Here is a 16,810-nt window from a genome sequence, read left to right as displayed (position 1 = left end):
AGTTACGAAGTGGCCCTACTCCCCGTCCCGCAAGCGCCGGTACAGCGCGCCCAGGATGTTGGAATAGTCGTCCGTCCAGACCCGCACCCTGTCGTCGGCTTCGGTCTGCTCCCAGGACTTGGATGAGGCAAGCCGGCCGATATCGGCATCCTCGCGCGCGGAGATGACGACGTCGGTCGAGAAGATGTAGTCGCCGTCGCGCCCGGAATCCTCGTTGAAGACCCAGCTTTTGAGATCGTTGGCATCGGCAATGCCGACCACGACGGTCTCGAGATCGAGGTGGCGGTTGGAGACATGCATCACCACGGCGCCGTGCGGCGCGAGCTTGTCCTTGTAGATCTTCATCGCCTCTTCGGTGGCAAGATGGATCGGGATGGCATCCGACGAATAGGCATCGACGATGATGAGGTCATAGGCGCCGTCGGGCTCTTTGGCGAAGGTGAGGCGCGCATCGCCGATGACAGGCTTCAGGTCCGGCAGACAGCTCGAGATGTAGCGGAAATTTTTGGGATCACGCGCGGCATCCACCATCGACTGGTCGATCTCGAAGAATTTCCAGTCCTCCCCTCGCTCGGCGGCACAGGCGAGCGTGCCGGATCCGACGCCGATCGCGGCGACCTTGAGCGGCGCGCCCTTGCGCTCGCGGATCGCGCTGACGGCCTGACCGATGCCGCCGTCCTTGTGATAATAGGTGATCGGTTCGGGCCGGCCAGTGACCGGCGTGCCGTCATTGTTGCGGAAGCGCTCGGCACCATGGATGGTGGTGCCGTGCATCAGCACATGGAAATAGCCGCCGGGCGTCACCACGATCTTGTGCACGCCGAAGAAGCTGCGTACCGTCGTGACGCGGCCCTCATCCGCCGGATAGACGCGGATCAACGCCAGCGCGAGCGCGACGGTCGCAAAGATCTTCCAACGGCCGGCATTGAGCGTCAGCGCCAGAAGCGCTGCGAGCACGCCGACGGCGCCGGCGACCCAGACCCGATGGTCCTCAAACCAGGTCGAGAGGCTGCCCGTCGTGATGGACGGCACCACCAGCGCCACGGCGAGCGCAGCGAGTGCGAGCCAATACCATTTGACGATGCCCGCCAGCCGCTCGTTCGCAGGCGGCCGGCACAATGCCGCGAGCGCAACCAGGATCGGATATTCGGCGATCCACGAGAAGGTAAAGGGCGCAACGAGTCCGGCAAAGAGGCCGCCGACCATGCCACCGAACGACAGCGCGACATAGAACCCGGTGAGATATTTGGCGGCCGGCCTCGTCCGCGCCAGTTCGCCGTGACAGGCCATGGCGATGACGAAGAAGCAGAGCTGGTGTCCGCCGAGCGTCAACAGCAGATTCTGCTCGCCACCGAAAGCGAGCAGGACGACGACGCCCGCGATCGCGACCGGCTGCAGCATCAGCATCCATTTGTGCGGCAGCAGCGGCCGCGACTGGAACACCACGACCCAGGTGAGCAGATACAGTGACAGCGGCAGCACCCAGAGCAGCGGCGCCGCCGCGACGTCGGTCGAGATGTGCGCGGTCACCGCGATCAGCAGACCCGACGGCACCGCGGCAAGGAAGATCCAGCGCAGCCGCGTCATCAGACCCGGCGCCGGTGCATGCGCCTCCTCGGCTCGCGCATCGACCTCGGCCAGCTTCGGCGAGCGTAGCAACAGCACGCCGCAGGCGGCGATCAGCAGGATCAGAAGGCCATAGCCGGCAGTCCAGAACCGGTTCTGCGTGTGCAGCGTGAACATCGGCTCCAGCAGAAACGGATAGGACAACAGCGCCAGGAAGCTGCCGATGTTGGAGGATGCATAGAGGAAGTAGGGATCGTGGCCGGCGGGATGGCCGGTGCGGACAAACCAGGCCTGCAGTAGCGGATTGTTGGCGGCGAGCGCAAAGAACGGCAGGCCGATCGAGACCACGAACAGGCCGAGCAGCCAGAAAGCATAGCCGGAAGCGGGCGGCTCGCCATAGGCGGAGGCGATGCCGAGCGGGAGCGTGGCGAAGGCTGCGATCAGCAGCACCAGATGCACCGCGACCGGAACGATCCGGTTCTTCGCCTGCATCAACAGATGCGCATAGGCATAGCCCGCCAGCAGCAGCGACTGGAAGAACACCATCGCCACCGACCACACCGCCGGCGAGCCGCCGAGCCGCGGCAGCACCATCTTCGTGAACAGCGGCTGCACCGAGAACAGGAGCAGCGCGCTGACGAAGATCGCGGCGGTGTAGACCGTCAGCAGCAGCCGGTTGCGCGACGACGACGGCTGCTCCGTAGCGGCGGGGTGCACGATCGAATCCATGGAAGCTCCGGCTCAAACCCCGGCGGGTGCCGGACGGGCGCAATGGAGCACAAGGCGCCTGAACGGGCAATAAAGGGACTCGTGATGTTGCAGCGAGGAATGCTTGATATAGAGATGTCGTTCCGGGGGCGATGCGACGCATCGAACCCGGAACCTCGAGATTCTCTGGTGCGGAGCCCGCACCAGAGTTCTCGCTTCGCGAGCCCCGGAATGACGCCAGGAATATCATGAGCGAAAGCGACGTCGTCATCATAGGCGCTGGCCATAACGGCCTCACCTGCGCGGCCTATCTCGCGACGGCGGGCCTGCGCGTGCGCGTGGTCGAGCGCCGCAAGGTGGTCGGCGGTGCCGCCGTCACGGAGGAATTTCACCCGGGTTTCCGCAATTCGGTCGCGGCCTACACCGTGAGCCTGCTCAATCCGCAAGTGATCCGCGACCTCAAGCTCGCCGAGCAGGGCCTGCGGATCGTCGAACGGCGCGCCCAGAATTTCCTGCCCGCGCCTGACGGCAGCTATCTTCTCACCGGGGAAGGACGGACGAAGGCATCAGTCGCACGGTTGAGCGCGCGTGACGCTGCCGCGCTCGACGGGTTCTCGCGCGAGCTGGAAGACATCGCCGACGTGCTCAGGCAGTTCGTGCTGCGCGCGCCGCCGAACCTCGTCGACGGTTTTGGCACAGCGGCCGTCCGCGAGGGTATCAACGCCTGGAAGACCGCCAACATCCTGCGCGGCCTGACGCTGGAGCAAAGCCGCAGCCTGCTCGATCTCTTCACCCGCTCGGCCGGCGAGATGCTGGACGAGCGCTTCGAGCATGATCTGGTCAAGGCGCTGTTCGGTTTCGATGCCATCGTCGGCAACTACGCCAGCCCCTACGCCGCCGGCTCGGCTTATGTGATGCTGCATCACGCCTTCGGCGAGGTGAACGGCAAGAAGGGCGTCTGGGGCCATGCCATCGGCGGCATGGGCGCGATCACGCAGGCGATGGCGCGCACGGCGCGCGACCGCGGCGTCGTGATCGATACCGACGCTGGCGTCCGCGAGATCATCGTCGAGCGCGACCGCGCCGTCGGCGTCGTGCTGGAGAACGGCGAAACGATCCGCGCGAAATATGTCGCGGCCAACGTCAATCCAAAGCTGCTCTACACGCAACTGATCACGGCCGACGCTCTCCCTGCGGACTTCCTCGCCCGCATCCGGCACTGGAAGAACGGCTCCGGCACCTTCCGCATGAACGTGGCGCTGGACCGCCTGCCCTCCTTCACGGCGCTGCCTGGCGAAGGCGATCATCTCTCATCCGGCATCATCCTGGCGCCGAGTCTTCCCTACATGGACCGCGCCTGGCTCGACGCGCGGGCACAGGGCTGGAGCCGGGAGCCCGTCGTCGAGATGCTGATCCCCTCCACGCTCGACGACGCGCTGGCCCCCGCCGGAAAGCATGTCGCGAGCCTGTTCTGCCAGCACGTCGCGCCAGAGCTTCCCGACGGAACATCATGGGACGACCATCGCGACGAGGTCGCCGATCTCATGATCGCGACGGTGGATCAATACGCGCCGGGCTTTGCGGGAAGCGTGCTCGGCCGCCAGATCCTGTCCCCGCTCGATCTCGAACGCCAGTTCGGCCTCATCGGCGGCGACATCTTCCACGGCGCGCTGACCTTGAACCAGCTGTTCTCGGCGCGGCCGATGCTGGGCCATGCCGATTATCGCGGGCCGCTCAGGGGCCTCTATCATTGCGGCTCCGGCGCCCATCCCGGCGGCGGCGTCACCGGCGCGCCCGGCCATAACGCCGCGCAGGCGATCCTGAAGGATCACCGCTCGCTGTTCGGAAGCCGTGGATAGGTCTGTGGAGAGGCTGTGGACAGACTGTTGGTCATGCTGTGGTGAACTGGGCCCGGTCTCTCGGGACCGCCTGGGATCAAGCTGTGGAAACGGCGCGGGATAAGTGGGGTATAAGACGGTGGATTGCCGCGGAATGACGCGCGGACAGGCTGTGGACGTCCGGTGGTGTCTCGCATGATCGGCGAGAGCAGAAACGCGGACGATCTTCGCTGGAGCGAACAGAGGCCAAAACGACTTCGCCCGCCCGGGATATTCCCGTGCGGGCGGTCGTCGGAAAGTGTCTATGAAGAAAAAGCAGCCCCCGCTGGGAAATGGAGGCGGAAATTACTTCAAGGAGGTGCTAATCGACGTGAACTTCTCGTTCATGGTGACACCCAGGCTGTTCACCACGGTGATGATCGCCAGGGCGATACCCGCGGCAATCAGACCGTATTCGATCGCCGTTGCACCGGACTCATCCGACCAGAACTTCTGAATCATGCTTTTCAAGACTAGCCTCCGTTTCAATTCCAAGCTGTGTTGGCTTAATTCGACATCCGGGAAGGTACGGGACACAACCTTCGCCCCAGTTAATCGGGGAACCGCAACTTGTCCGATAAATTGGGAACAAAAGTTCCAAAAATTGAACCCAACGGAACCCTGAATGCAGCCTTCCCCCACCCATCGCGCCAGCTTTTCGATCGGTAGCGAGGCCGACGCCAAACGCGTCGTCGACATGCTCACCGAGGTTTTTTTCGAAGGCGATGCCGCCGTCGCCGCCTTCGAGCAGCCGGACGGACAATGGGACGTCACGCTTCATTTCGCCGAGGCGCCGGACCAGGCGCTGCTGCGCGAACTCGTTGTAAATTCGGCAGGAAATGCGATCGCCGATACCCTTGCCTTCGACACGATGGATGCCAAGGACTGGGTCAAGGCCAGCCTGGAAGACCTCGTCCCGGTGCCGGCCGGCCGTTTCGTCGTGCACGGCAGCCACGACCGTGACCGGGTGGCGCCGAACAAGCTCGCCATCGAGATCGAGGCCGCGCTCGCCTTCGGCACCGGCCACCACGGCACGACGCGTGGCTGTTTACTGCTGCTTGACCATGTCCTGAAGAGTACGCGCCCGAGGAAGCTGCTCGACCTCGGCACCGGCACCGGCGTGCTGGCGATCGCCGCGGCGAAAGCCCTGCACCGCCATGTGCTCGCCTCCGACATCGACCCGCCGTCGGTGCGGGTGGCCGCCGAGAATGCGGCGCTGAATGAGGTTCGCAACCATGTGCGGGTTATCCGCGCCACCGGCTTCGCGGCGCCGGATTTCGGTCAGGCCGGTCCGTTCGACCTGGTGCTCGCCAACATCCTTGCCAATCCCTTGCGGCAATTGGCCGGCCCGATGGCGCGGCATCTGGCGCCCGGCGGACGCGTCATCCTCTCCGGCCTGCTGACGCACCAGGCCCCCGCCGTGATCGCCGCCTACCGCGCGCGCGGGCTCGTGCCGTTGAAGCATCTGAGGATCGAGGGGTGGAGCAGCCTGTTGCTGCGGAAGGTGGGATGAGAGAGGCGCCGTAGGGCTAGCCCTCCCACTTCGCTTTCCATATGGATCGACGTTGGGGATTACGGCTCGGCTCACCACCCAACGCCCTACTCCACCGGCTTGTCGTCCTGGCGCATCGCGCGCTCGACCTGCACGGCGCGGCTTGCGCGGCGCTCGGCGATGCGCTCGATCACCTGGCTGATGACGCTGCGCGGCTTCTCCGGCGTCGCCGCAGCGGGAGCCCGGCGCACTGGCGGCGAAATCTTCTCAAACGTAAACGCTGGCATCGTGTGTCCCCTCGTCGTTGAGATGAACCACCTGCTCGAATTTCCCTGTTATCCGGACAAAGCGCGACTGCCGCATCCTTTACTCCACTCGACTCGAGTGGAACCATTTCAAGCACGGTCCATGCCAGATGCGGCGCCAAATGCGTCCAGATTGCGGACTCCTCCTCATGATCCTAAAGTGATCCACCATGTTCGAAGCACACTTCCAGACATTCGAGGAGCCGGAGGCCGGCGTCGCATTGACCGCACGGCTGTCCGCACTTCGCGAAGAACTCGCCCGTCGCAAGCTGACCGGCTTCGTCATTCCACGCGCCGATCAGCAGCAGAACGAATATGTGCCGCCATCAGAAGAGCGGCTGGCCTGGCTGACCGGTTTTACGGGCTCTGCAGGATTCGCGGTGGTTCTGATCCAGGAGGCCGCGCTGTTCGTCGACGGCCGCTATACGCTGCAGGCCGCCAAGCAGGTCGATGCAAAGGCCTGGGCCGTGGAATCGCTGATCGACCCGCCGCCGGAGAGCTGGGTGTCGGCGCATCTGAAGGCCGGTGACCGCCTCGGATTTGATCCGTGGCTGCACACTTTTGCGGCAGCCGAACGCCTGTCCGCCGCCTGCACCAAGGCCGGCGCCGAGCTGGTGGCGGTCGATAGCAATCCGATCGACGCGATCTGGCAGGACCGGCCGCAGCCGCCGATCGCCCCCGTTGCCGTGCACAACCTCCAAAACGCAGGTGTCGCGGAGGCCGAGAAGCTGGCTCAGATCAAAGGCGAGATCGGCAAGCTCGGCGTCGATGCGCTGGTGCTGTCCGACAGCCATGCGGTCGCCTGGACTTTCAACATTCGCGGCGCCGATGTCGCCCATACCCCGCTTCCGCTGTCCTACGCGCTGGTGCCGAAGGACGGACGTCCCACCATCTTCATCGATCACCGCAAGCTCTCCAACCTCACGCGCGACCATCTCGAGCAGTCGGCCGACGTGCGCGAGCCCGACGCGATGGCACCGACACTGATGGCGCTCGCCAAGGGTAGCGCATCGATCGCACTCGACAGCGCCACCGCGGCCGACGCGCTCAGCCGGCTGATCGCGGGCGCCGGCGGCAAGCCGGTGCGCGGCAGCGATCCAATCGCGCTGCTCAAGGCGGTGAAGAACGCGACCGAGATCAAGGGCACCAAGACGGCCCATGTGCGCGATGCCGTTGCACTGGCGCGCTTCCTCGCCTGGGTCGACCGGGAAGCGCCGAGCGGCAAGCTCACCGAGATCGACGCGGTCGAGGCGCTGGAAACGTTCCGCCGCGACACCGGCGCGCTGAAGGACGTGTCGTTTCCGACCATCTCCGGCACCGGCCCGAACGGCGCCATCGTGCACTACCGCGTCACCCGCAAGAGCAACCGGCGCATCGCGCCCGGCGACCTCTTGCTGATCGATTCCGGCGCGCAGTACGAAGACGGCACCACCGACGTCACGCGCACCATGGCCGTCGGTGAGCCCACGGACGAGATGCGCGACCGTTTCACCCGCGTGCTGCGCGGCCATATCGCGATCGCGCGCGCCGTCTTTCCGGACGGCACGACGGGCGCGCAACTCGATACGCTGGCGCGGCAATATCTCTGGGCCGCCGGCCTCGATTTCGAGCACGGCACCGGTCACGGCGTCGGCAGCTATCTCTCGGTGCACGAAGGGCCGGCGCGGATCTCGAAGCTCGGGACCACGCCGCTGAAGCGCGGCATGATCCTCTCTAACGAGCCCGGCTACTACAAGACCGACGGTTTCGGCATCCGCATCGAGAATCTCGAGCTGGTCGTCGAAGCCAGCATCAAGGGCGCCGAGAAGCCGATGAACGCGTTCGAGACGCTGACCTTGGCGCCGATCGACCGCCGGCTGATCGATGTAGCGATGCTGAGCAAGGATGAGCTGGACTGGCTCAACGCCTACCACGCGCGCGTCCGCGCCGAGGTGCGGCCGGCGCTGGACGAGGCGACCAGGGCGTGGCTCGATCAGGCTACGGCGGAGCTGAAGGGATAAGCCCCCTGTTTCGAAGCGCGCATAGCGCTACGCGATTTGCGCAAGGCTGCTTCGCCACCACCGGGGTCAATCCCCGCGAAAAGCGAGAGGCAACACGCCCAATCGGTCGCCACTGCGCTGGTAATATAACCGTCCCGGAATCCGTATAGCCGCATTCCGAAACGCCGATATCCGTCTTGCGCTAGCGCGCTACAGTCGATTCGAATTCGAAAGACGGACGTTTATGCACGGCATGATCAGCAAGCCGCCGGGAGCGGCCACCAACCTTGCGACCTCCCGCGTGGTGTTGCTCTTGCTCGTCGTCATGACCGGGGTCGCACCGATCTCGCTTTACATCCTGGTCCCGGCGCTGCCGGTGCTGGCGACGAATTTTGGGCGCGACATCTCGATCGCACAGATGACGGTGTCGCTCTACATGGTCGGCATCGCGCTGTCGCAGCTGATCATGGGGCCATTGTCGGACAAATTCGGCCGGCGTCCGGTGCTGCTCGGGGGCCTTGCGCTGATGGTCGCGGCGAGTATCGCCTGCATCTTCGCCGAAACCCTGCCGCAACTGATCGCAGCGCGTTTCTTCCAGGCGCTCGGCGGCGCCTCCGGCATGGTGATCAGCCGCGCCATCATCCGCGACATCTACGAGCGCGACCGCGTCGCATCCATGATTAGCCTCGTGGTCGCCGCGCTGATGATCGGACAGATGGTTTCACCGCTCACCGGCGGCCTGATCGAGACCGCGTTCGGCTGGCGCGCGATCTTCTACGCCATCACCATCGCCGCGATCGTCGTCGCCGTCGGCATTGCGCTGGCGCTGCCCGAGACGCGTCGCAGCCGCGCCGCCGGCAGCGGCTTCCGTAGCGACATCGGCATCCTGATCAAGAGCCGCGCCTTCGTCGGCTATGTGATGTGCCAGGTCCTGGCCTCGCAGATCATCTTCACGTTCGCCGGCGGCGGCCCCTACATCGTCGTGACGCAGATGGGCCGGACCAGCGCCGAATACGGCGCCTGGTTCGCAACCTCGGGCTTTGCGTTCCTCGTCGGCAATCTGCTCTGCGTGCGCTTTGCGCCGCGGCATTCGCTGGCAAAGCTGATCTGGTTCGGACTCGCGCTCCAGCTCGCCGGCAGCCTGCTGAACCTGCTGTGGAGCGTGACCGGCTGGAACGAAGCGCCCGCCTGGCTGTTCGGCACGCAGATGATCGTGATGGTCGGCAATGCCTTCGTAATGGCGAATTCCGCGGCCGGCGCGATCAGCATTCGACCCGAAGCCGCCGGCACCGCGTCCGGCGCCATGGGCTTTCTACAGCAGGGGATCGGCGCGCTGATGTCGCAATTCGGCGCTTATCTCGGCGGCCATTCCGCAACGACGCTGCCGCTCACCGCCGCGGTGCTGGCGATCTCGCTGCTCTGTGCCTGCATGATGTTCTTCGTCGTACCCCGCCGGGATGTGGTGGTGAGCGAGACGCTGATCGAGCAGGCGGAAGAGGAAGAGAGCGGGATGATGTGACTCTTTCTTCCTTCTCCCCTTGTGGGAAAAGGGAAGAAAACCTCACTCCTCGATCAGCTTCAACCACTCGTCCTCGGTCAGCACTTTGACGCCGTGCTTGTTGGCCTCGGCAAGCTTCGAGCCGGCGCCCGGGCCGGCAACGACGAGATCTGTCTTCTTCGACACCGAGCCGGACACCTTGGCCCCTAACCGCTCAGCCGTCGCCTTGGCCTCGTCGCGCGTCATCTTCTCCAGCGAGCCTGTGAACACCACGGTCTTGCCGGCGACGGCTGAATTGCTCTTCGGCTTCTCGGCGTCGACGATCTCGACTTCCCTGGTCAGCCGCTCGACAATGCCGCGATTGTGGCTCTCGCCGAAATAATCGGCGATGCTCTTGATCACGGTGTCGCCGATCTGGTCGAGCGCATCCATCTCCGCTATCGCTTCCTCGTCGCCGTGAGCGACCTTGAGGCAGGCGTCGTGGAAGGCATCCCAGGAGCCGTAGCCGCGCGCCAGCGCCAGCGCCGTGGTCTCGCCGACATGGCGCATGCCGAGCGCATAGATGAAGCGCTCCAGCGCGATCTTGCGCCGGCTCTCGATGGCGCCGAACAGATTGCGCACCGAGGTCGCGCCGTAACCCTCGATCTCCTCGAGCTTGAGCTTCGCGTTGCGCTTCTCCAGCGTGAAGATGTCGGCGGGCTCCTTGACCCATCCCTCGTCGAAGAAATACTGCAACTGCTTCTCGCCCAATCCGTCGATGTCGAAGGCACGGCGCGACACGAACAGCTTGAGATGCTCGATCTTCTGATACGGGCAGGCGAACTCGCCGGTGCAGCGGGCGCGAGATTCCTCTTCGCCGGCAGCCGTCTCGCCGCGCACGACGTCGGTGTGCAGCGGGCACGGGCACTTCTTCGGGAAAGCAAATTCCTTGGCACTCTTCGGCCGCTTGTCGAGCACGACATCAACGACTTGCGGGATGACATCGCCGGCGCGCTGGATCACGACGGTGTCGCCAATCCTGATGTCGCGTCCCTCGCGCAACAACTCGCCCTTGTTGCCGATCCCCTTGATGTAGTCCTCGTTGTGCAGCGTGACGTTCTGCACGATCACACCGCCGACGCCGACCGGCTCGAGCTTGCCGACTGGCGTGAACGAGCCGGTGCGTCCGACCTGGATCTCGATGTCGCGCAGCACCGTCATGGCGCGCTCGGCCGGGAATTTGTGCGCGATGGCCCAGCGCGGCGTACGCGAGACGAAGCCCAGCCGCTCCTGCCAGTCGATGCGGTCGACCTTGTAGACGACACCATCGATATCGTAGTCGAGCTCGGCGCGCTCTTCCTCGATGCTCTGGTGGAACGCGATCAACTCCTCGACGGAGCGGCACAGCCTGGTCAGCGGATTGGTCTTGAAGCCACAGCGCTCGAACCAGCTGATCATGCCGCTCTGCGTATCTTCCGGCATCTCGCTCATCTCGCCCCAGGCATAGGCGAAGAAGCCGAGCGGCCGCGAGGCGGTGATGGTCGGGTCCTTCTGCCGCAGCGAGCCCGCGGCCGAATTGCGCGGATTGGCGAAGATGGTATCGCCTGCCGCCTTCTGCCGCTCGTTGAGCGCCAGGAACGCCTTCTTGGTCATGTAGACCTCGCCGCGGACCTCGCAGATGTCCGGGATATTACGTCCCTTCAGCTTGTGCGGCACGTCTTCGAGGGTACGGATGTTGGCGGTGACATCCTCGCCCACCGCGCCGTCGCCGCGCGTCGCCGCCGTGACGAGCTCGCCGCCCTCATAGCGCAGCGACATCGACAGGCCGTCGATCTTCGGCTCGGCGGAAAAATTGACCTCGTCGTCGCCGAGCTTGAGAAACCGCACGATGCGGCCGACGAAGTCGCGCACGTCCTCTTCGGCAAAGGCGTTGTCGAGCGACAGCATCGGAACGGAATGCCGGACCTTCCTGAAGCGGCCGGACGGCGCCGCGCCGACCTTCTGCGAGGGCGAGTCCGCCGTGACGAATTCCGGGAACCGCTTCTCGATGGCGTTGAAGCGCTGGCGCAACGCGTCGTATTCGGCGTCGGTGACGGTGGGCGCGTCTTCCTGATAGTAGCGCTCGTTATGTCCCTCGATCTCGAGCGACAGCCGCATGTGCTCGACCTTGGCCTGGGCCTTGGTGAGATCTGCGACGTCACGAAGCGGTTTGGATTTTGCTGCTCTGGCCATGATGCTTGGATACGATGGAGCGGGCGGGAGGGTAAAGACAGAAGAGCTCTCGCGCCCCGGACGCAACGCGGCGCTTCAGCGGTGCGCTGCAGAGCCGGGGCCCACGGGGGGCATTCTGGGTCCCGGCTCGCGCTTCGCGCGTCCGGGACACGAGACCTACGCCGTAGCAGCCTTGAGCAGCCGTTCCGCCGCCGCCCTCGCCTCGGCCGTGATCTCGGCGCCGGCCAGCATCCTCGCGATTTCCTCGCGGCGGTGGTCGGCCGCGAGTGCATTGACGCGGGTGGCGACGCGCTTGCCCTTGTCGAGGGCGTCCTTGGAGATCAGCAGATGCTGGTCGGCGCGGGCGGCAACCTGCGGGGCGTGGGTCACGGCCATCACCTGGACCTTGCCGGCAAGGCGCGCCAAGCGGCCGCCTATGGCGTCCGCGACCGCGCCGCCAACGCCGGTGTCGATCTCGTCGAAGACGAGCGTCGGCGCCGAGCCGCGGTCGGACAGCACGACCTTGAGCGCCAGCAGGAAGCGCGACAGCTCACCGCCGGAGGCGACCTTCATCATCGGCCCCGGCTTGGTGCCCGGATTGGTCTGCACCCAGAACTCGACGCGATCGAAGCCTTGCGGCCCCGGAGCGGCCTCGTCGGTCGCGACCTGGGTCATGAACTTGGCGCGTTCGAGCTTGAGCGGCGCCAGCTCGGCGTTGACCGCCTTGTTGAGCTTCTCCGCCGATTTCTGCCGCGCCAGCGACAGCTTCTTGGCGGCGGCAGCATAGCGGCTATCGGCCTCGATCGCGGCCTGCTCCAGCCTCTTCAACTGCGAAGCACCGGCGTCGATCAGCACGACGTCGGCGGCATATCTGGCGGCGAGCGCGGCAAGCCCGTCGACCGGGGTCGAATATTTGCGCGAGGCGGCCCTCAGCGCGAACAGGCGTTCCTCGATGCGCTCGAGCTCTGACGGATCGAAATCGGTCGCGGCAAGGGCGGCCTGCAGATGCTGGTCGGCTTCCTCCAGCGCATTGATCGCCGCGTCGATCGCCTTCACGGCGGGGTCGACCAGCGCCGGCGAATTGACGCCGCGGCGCTCCAGCCGGCGCACGGCGGCCGCGAGTGTCGCGACCGGCGAATTGTGACCGCCGACCGCTTCCTGCGCCTCGCGCAGATCGGAGGCGATCTTCTCGCCCTGCATCATGGTGGTGCGGCGATTGGCAAGAGAGGTTTCCTCGCCGTCCTTGGGGGCGAGCTGCTTCAGCTCGGCCGAGGCATGGCGCAGATAGTCGGCCTCCCGCGCGGCGCGCTCCATGCCGGCGCGATGCTCCTCCAACGCGGTGTTGGCGGTCCGGCGCGCGTCCCAGAGCGATTCGACGGCGGCGACGTCCTTCTCCAGGCCGGCAAAGGCGTCGAGCAGGCGGCGATGGGTGGCGGCATCGACCAGCGCGCGTTCGTCGTGCTGGCCGTGGATCTCCACCAGAGCTGCGCCGACCGCCTTCAGCGTCTGCACGCTGATCGACTGGTCGTTGATGAAGGCGCGGGTGCGGCCGTCGGCGAGCTGCACCCGGCGCAAGATCATCTCACCGGTGTCCTCCAGCCCGTTCTCGGCGAGGATCTTTGTCGCAGGGTGATTCTTGGGGACATCGAATACGGCGGTGACCTGCCCCTGCTCCGCGCCGTGGCGCACGAGGCCGGCGTCGCCGCGGCCGCCGAGCGCCAACGCAAAGGCATCGAGCAGGATGGATTTACCCGCACCGGTTTCGCCGGTCAAAACCGCGAGCCCGGTGGCGAATTCGATATCGAGCCGTTCGATCAGGACGATGTCACGGATCGACAGACGCGCCAGCATAGAGGAGCTTCCTGTTAGAGGCCCATCTTCTTGAAGGTCCTGCTGATCCAGGATCCCTGATTCTCGGCGGGCTCGAGTCCGCCGGATTTTACAAGATTATAGGCGTCCTTGTACCAGCGGCTGTCAGGAAAATTGTGCCCAAGCACGGCGGCCGCGGTCTGGGCCTCGCCGACGATGCCGATCGCCATATAGGACTCGGTCAGCCGGAACAGCGCCTCCTCGACGTGACGGGTGGTCTGGTACTGCGTGACGACGGTCTTGTAGCGGTTGATCGCGGCGGTGTAGTCGCGCTTCTGCGCGTAGTAGCGGCCGGTATTCATTTCCTTGCCGGCGAGCTGGTCGCGGGCTCCCTCGATCTTGGCTTTCGCCGACGTGGCGTATTCCGAGTTCGGATATTTGCGCACCACCTCTTCCAGCGCAGCGATCGCCTTCTCGGTGCGGGCCTGGTCGCGGCTGACGTCCGGGATCTGGTCGTAATGGGAGGCCGCGATGAGATATTGCGCATAGGCCGCGTCCGGGCTGCCGGGATGCAGCGTGACGTAGCGGGTGGCCGCGCCGATGCAGCCGTCGAAGTCGCCGCCCTGGTAGGACGCGTAGGCCGACATCAGCAGCGATTTACGGGCCCAGTCGGAATAAGGATGCTGGCGGTCGACCTCTTCGAACTTCTTGTTCGCCGCCTTCATGTCCTTCTTCTCGTTCATGAGGTACAGGCCCTCATTGTAGATCTTGTCGGCGGGCTCCTCGACGAAGGTGTCGTCCTTGGCGGTGAACTTGTCCCAGAGCGAGCCGGTGCCGCAGCCGGCGAGCGGCAGCGCGAGCAGGATGAAGGTGGCGGCCTGAAGCAGCCCACGCCCTCGCGACGAGACCTCTCGGGACAAGGGCTGGAAATATCCGCGCGTCATACGCTGTGCCGACATGAGTTTAAGCCCTGACGCCCTGTGATGCAGTGCCCGCCAGCCCATGAACCCCGTCATGGGCGCGAAATGTAACCGTGGTGCCTGCCATGCGACCACGCCGATGTATCCGAAAAGCGATCTTTAACCAACCGGATAGGCAGGCATTCTGCCCGGATTAAGGCGAACGCGCCGCAATCCTAGACGATCATCGTTACCAGGAGTTTCCCGGGGTAAGCCGCGGCTGGTGCCCTGCGACAGGAACGGCCTGCGACAGGAAGGCCGTCAGGAGACGTCCGGCCCGTAGGCCGCAGCGATCCGGCCGCCGACAATACCACGACCGACTTCGCCCTGGGGACGCGTGGTGCGGCGGGCCGCCTCGCCCTCGACCACCCGCCAGGCGGTACGGTCGGCGAGCAACGCGGTCAGGACGGCGTGGTTGAGCTTGTGGCCGCCACGCACCGAGCGGTAGGCGCCCAGCAGCGGCAGGCCGGCCAGCGAGAGATCGCCGATCACGTCCAGCACCTTGTGGCGGGCGCATTCGTCGGCGTAGCGCAGGCCCTCGGTGTTGAGCAGCCGCTCCTCGTCGAACACGACGGTATTGTCGAAGGAAGCGCCGAGGGCATAGCCCGCGCTCCAGAGCCGCGCGACATCGGACATCAGACCAAAGGTCCGGGCCCGGCCGACTTCGCGGCGGAAACGTTCCGGGTTGAGGTCGAAAGCGTAAGCCTGCTGGCCGATGACGGGATTGGTGAAGTCGATCTCGACTTCGACGGAGAACCCGTTGGCGTAGGGCCTGATCTCGCCGAAGGAGTCGCCGATCTTGACCGAGATCGGCTTCAAAACCTGAATGAAGCGGCGCTGCGCCGACTGGGTCATGATGCCGGCCTGGTCGATCGCCGCAATGAAGGCCGCGGCGCTGCCGTCCATGATCGGCACTTCCGGACCGTCGATCTCGATGGTGGCGTTGTCGACACCCATACCCCGCAGTGCAGCAAGCACGTGCTCGGCGGTGGACACCAGCGGACCGTTGCGATCACCGAGGACGGTGGCGAAGTCGGTCGCGATCACCTGGTCTGCGGTCGCCTGAACTTCGCGATCACTTCCCTCAAGGCCCGTCCGGACAAAAATGAAGCCCGCGTCGACGGGCGCAGGCCCAAGCGTAAGGGTGACGGGAAGACCGGAATGAACGCCCACGCCTGCCACCGAGGCTTGCGCACGAAGCGTTGTTTGCCGGCTAAATTTCATCAGGAACCCGCCCCACTACGACCCACTGCGCGACTTATACGAGACCCACTTGGCCGGCCAGTGCCGAACCCCCTGCGAATCCGCATCCCCAAGTCACGGCAAACCATAGTCACTGCCTCAAACAGCGCCAACTCACGCTTTTTTACCGATTGTTACCCCAAACCTGCCGTATTCGCGCCAAGGCTTAACCAAATTGCGCCGAGGTTTTGGGTCGCTGCCGGCAGTTTGACTGAACACCCAAACACGTAATTAATGATTTAAAATCAGTTGTTTGGCTGCGCAATCCGGGCATGCACGGGACAAAAGGAAAGGTCCCGGCAAGCTTGTTGCCGGGACCTGTTTTCGTCCGCCTTATTGTAACAATCCTCAGGTCGCCTGCCGCCGCAGGAAGGCCGGGATATCAAGATGGTCGTCACCCTGTGGCGCGGGCGCAACAGGCGCGGGACGGCCGTGCATGTCCAGGCCCTGCGGCGCGGGACGGCGAGCATACTCCGATACCGGCTCGCTCGATGCGATCTGCTGCGCCACGGTCTTTTGCGGCCGGCGCTCGGGCAGCGGCGGCATTGCGGGACCAGCGGTGCGGGCCGCGACCGGAGCTTCGCTCTCCTCGTCACGACGGCCGAGGCCGACATTGGCGAGGCGCTGCAGCAGCGACAGGCGGCTCTTCGGCGGCGTCTCCTCCTCGACCTCGCCGCGGGCCTGGCGAAGCTCGGCCTGGGCCGGCATCGGCAGCTCGTCGATTCGCGGCATCCTGGGCGCGCGGACCGGGCGCTCGGCCTGCGGCGGGATGAAGGTCTCGGGCGTCATCGGCTCCTGCATCGCGACCGGGGCCTGCTCGGGCTCCGGAAACAGGGTCGGCTTCTGAGCGATCGGGCGCACGGTGACGTCGCCGTAGGTCTGCATCGGCGCCGGTGCCTGCGGAACGTCCGCAACGGCAGCCGCGATGGCGGCGGGCGCGGCGCGCTCGACGTTCGGACGGGGCGCGGCAGCGACCGGAGCCTGTGCGGCCGGCATCTGCGCTTCCAGCTTCTGGGCGCGCTCGGCCATGCGCTGATTGTCGGCGCGGAGCCGCGCGGTCAGGTCGGCGAGACGGCTCTCGGCAGCCACAGGCGGCGCTGCGGGAGCCTGCTGTGCCTGCGGCGCCGCGTTCGCGACCGGAGCGGAGGTCGCCTGGCTGTTGCGGGCGATCGCGGCCTGCTCGAT

At 65.5% G+C, this 16,810-nt stretch carries 11 protein-coding genes and 1 pseudogene; 4 read left to right on the top strand and 8 right to left on the bottom strand.

Going from position 1 to position 16,810, the window contains the following annotated elements:
* Positions 1-15: 15 nt before the first annotated feature.
* The gene (locus SE92_RS31050; RefSeq protein WP_063202156.1) at positions 16-2,295 is read right to left on the bottom strand and encodes a fused MFS/spermidine synthase; all 2,280 of its coding nucleotides are present in this window, start codon (positions 2,293-2,295) and stop codon (positions 16-18) included.
* A gap of 227 nt (positions 2,296-2,522) precedes the next feature.
* Between SE92_RS31050 and SE92_RS31045 the strand changes: the two genes are divergently transcribed.
* Positions 2,523-4,133, top strand: coding sequence for a phytoene desaturase family protein (locus SE92_RS31045; protein ID WP_063202153.1), 1,611 nt, complete (start codon positions 2,523-2,525; stop codon positions 4,131-4,133).
* A 324-nt stretch (positions 4,134-4,457) separates the two neighbouring features.
* Here the strand turns inward: SE92_RS31045 and SE92_RS31040 are convergent, their stop codons facing one another.
* A complete protein-coding gene (locus SE92_RS31040; RefSeq protein ID WP_157095990.1) occupies positions 4,458-4,613 on the bottom strand; it encodes a Flp family type IVb pilin in 156 nt (51 codons plus the stop codon).
* A 163-nt stretch (positions 4,614-4,776) separates the two neighbouring features.
* On the opposite strand from SE92_RS31040, the gene SE92_RS31035 reads away from it, so the two are divergent.
* Positions 4,777-5,664 carry a 50S ribosomal protein L11 methyltransferase gene (locus SE92_RS31035; RefSeq protein ID WP_063202148.1) on the top strand — a complete coding sequence of 296 codons (888 nt, stop codon included), beginning with the start codon at positions 4,777-4,779 and terminating at the stop codon, positions 5,662-5,664.
* Positions 5,665-5,750: 86 nt separating this feature from the next.
* On the opposite strand, the gene SE92_RS31030 is transcribed toward SE92_RS31035, so the two are convergent.
* Positions 5,751-5,930, bottom strand: a complete 180-nt coding sequence (locus SE92_RS31030) for a hypothetical protein (RefSeq protein WP_063202145.1) — start codon at positions 5,928-5,930, stop codon at positions 5,751-5,753.
* Between the two features lie 188 nt (positions 5,931-6,118).
* Here SE92_RS31030 and SE92_RS31025 point away from each other — a divergent pair, with 188 nt between their 5' ends.
* Both SE92_RS31025 and SE92_RS31020 read left to right on the top strand, forming a co-directional pair.
* Entirely contained in the window at positions 6,119-7,948 is a 1,830-nt protein-coding gene (locus SE92_RS31025) for an aminopeptidase P family protein (protein ID WP_063202142.1), read from the top strand.
* Positions 7,949-8,171: 223 nt separating this feature from the next.
* Positions 8,172-9,446: a multidrug effflux MFS transporter gene (locus tag SE92_RS31020; protein ID WP_063202139.1), complete on the top strand. Its 1,275-nt coding sequence runs from the start codon at positions 8,172-8,174 to the stop codon at positions 9,444-9,446.
* 42 nt (positions 9,447-9,488) lie between these two features.
* Here SE92_RS31020 and ligA read toward each other — a convergent pair whose 3' ends face one another.
* The 5 genes and pseudogenes from ligA to SE92_RS30995 form a co-directional block, all read right to left on the bottom strand.
* Complete coding sequence (ligA, locus tag SE92_RS31015; RefSeq protein WP_063202136.1) at positions 9,489-11,636, bottom strand: NAD-dependent DNA ligase LigA; 2,148 nt, start codon at positions 11,634-11,636, stop codon at positions 9,489-9,491.
* Positions 11,637-11,792: 156 nt separating this feature from the next.
* Positions 11,793-13,466, bottom strand: a complete 1,674-nt coding sequence (gene recN, locus SE92_RS31010) for a DNA repair protein RecN (protein WP_063202133.1) — start codon at positions 13,464-13,466, stop codon at positions 11,793-11,795.
* 14 nt (positions 13,467-13,480) lie between these two features.
* On the bottom strand, positions 13,481-14,383 hold the full coding sequence (locus tag SE92_RS31005) for an outer membrane protein assembly factor BamD (protein ID WP_063202130.1): 903 nt from the start codon (positions 14,381-14,383) through the stop codon (positions 13,481-13,483).
* A 261-nt stretch (positions 14,384-14,644) separates the two neighbouring features.
* Positions 14,645-15,607, bottom strand: a complete 963-nt coding sequence (lpxC, locus tag SE92_RS31000) for a UDP-3-O-acyl-N-acetylglucosamine deacetylase (protein ID WP_063202127.1) — start codon at positions 15,605-15,607, stop codon at positions 14,645-14,647.
* A 366-nt stretch (positions 15,608-15,973) separates the two neighbouring features.
* Positions 15,974-16,810 (bottom strand): annotated as a pseudogene (locus SE92_RS30995) (cell division protein FtsZ); the annotation flags it as partial.

Origin of the sequence: Bradyrhizobium sp. AT1 (assembly GCF_001590795.1) — a bacterium.
GTDB lineage: Bacteria > Pseudomonadota > Alphaproteobacteria > Rhizobiales > Xanthobacteraceae > Bradyrhizobium.
This window is presented reverse-complemented; position numbering and strand designations above follow the sequence as displayed.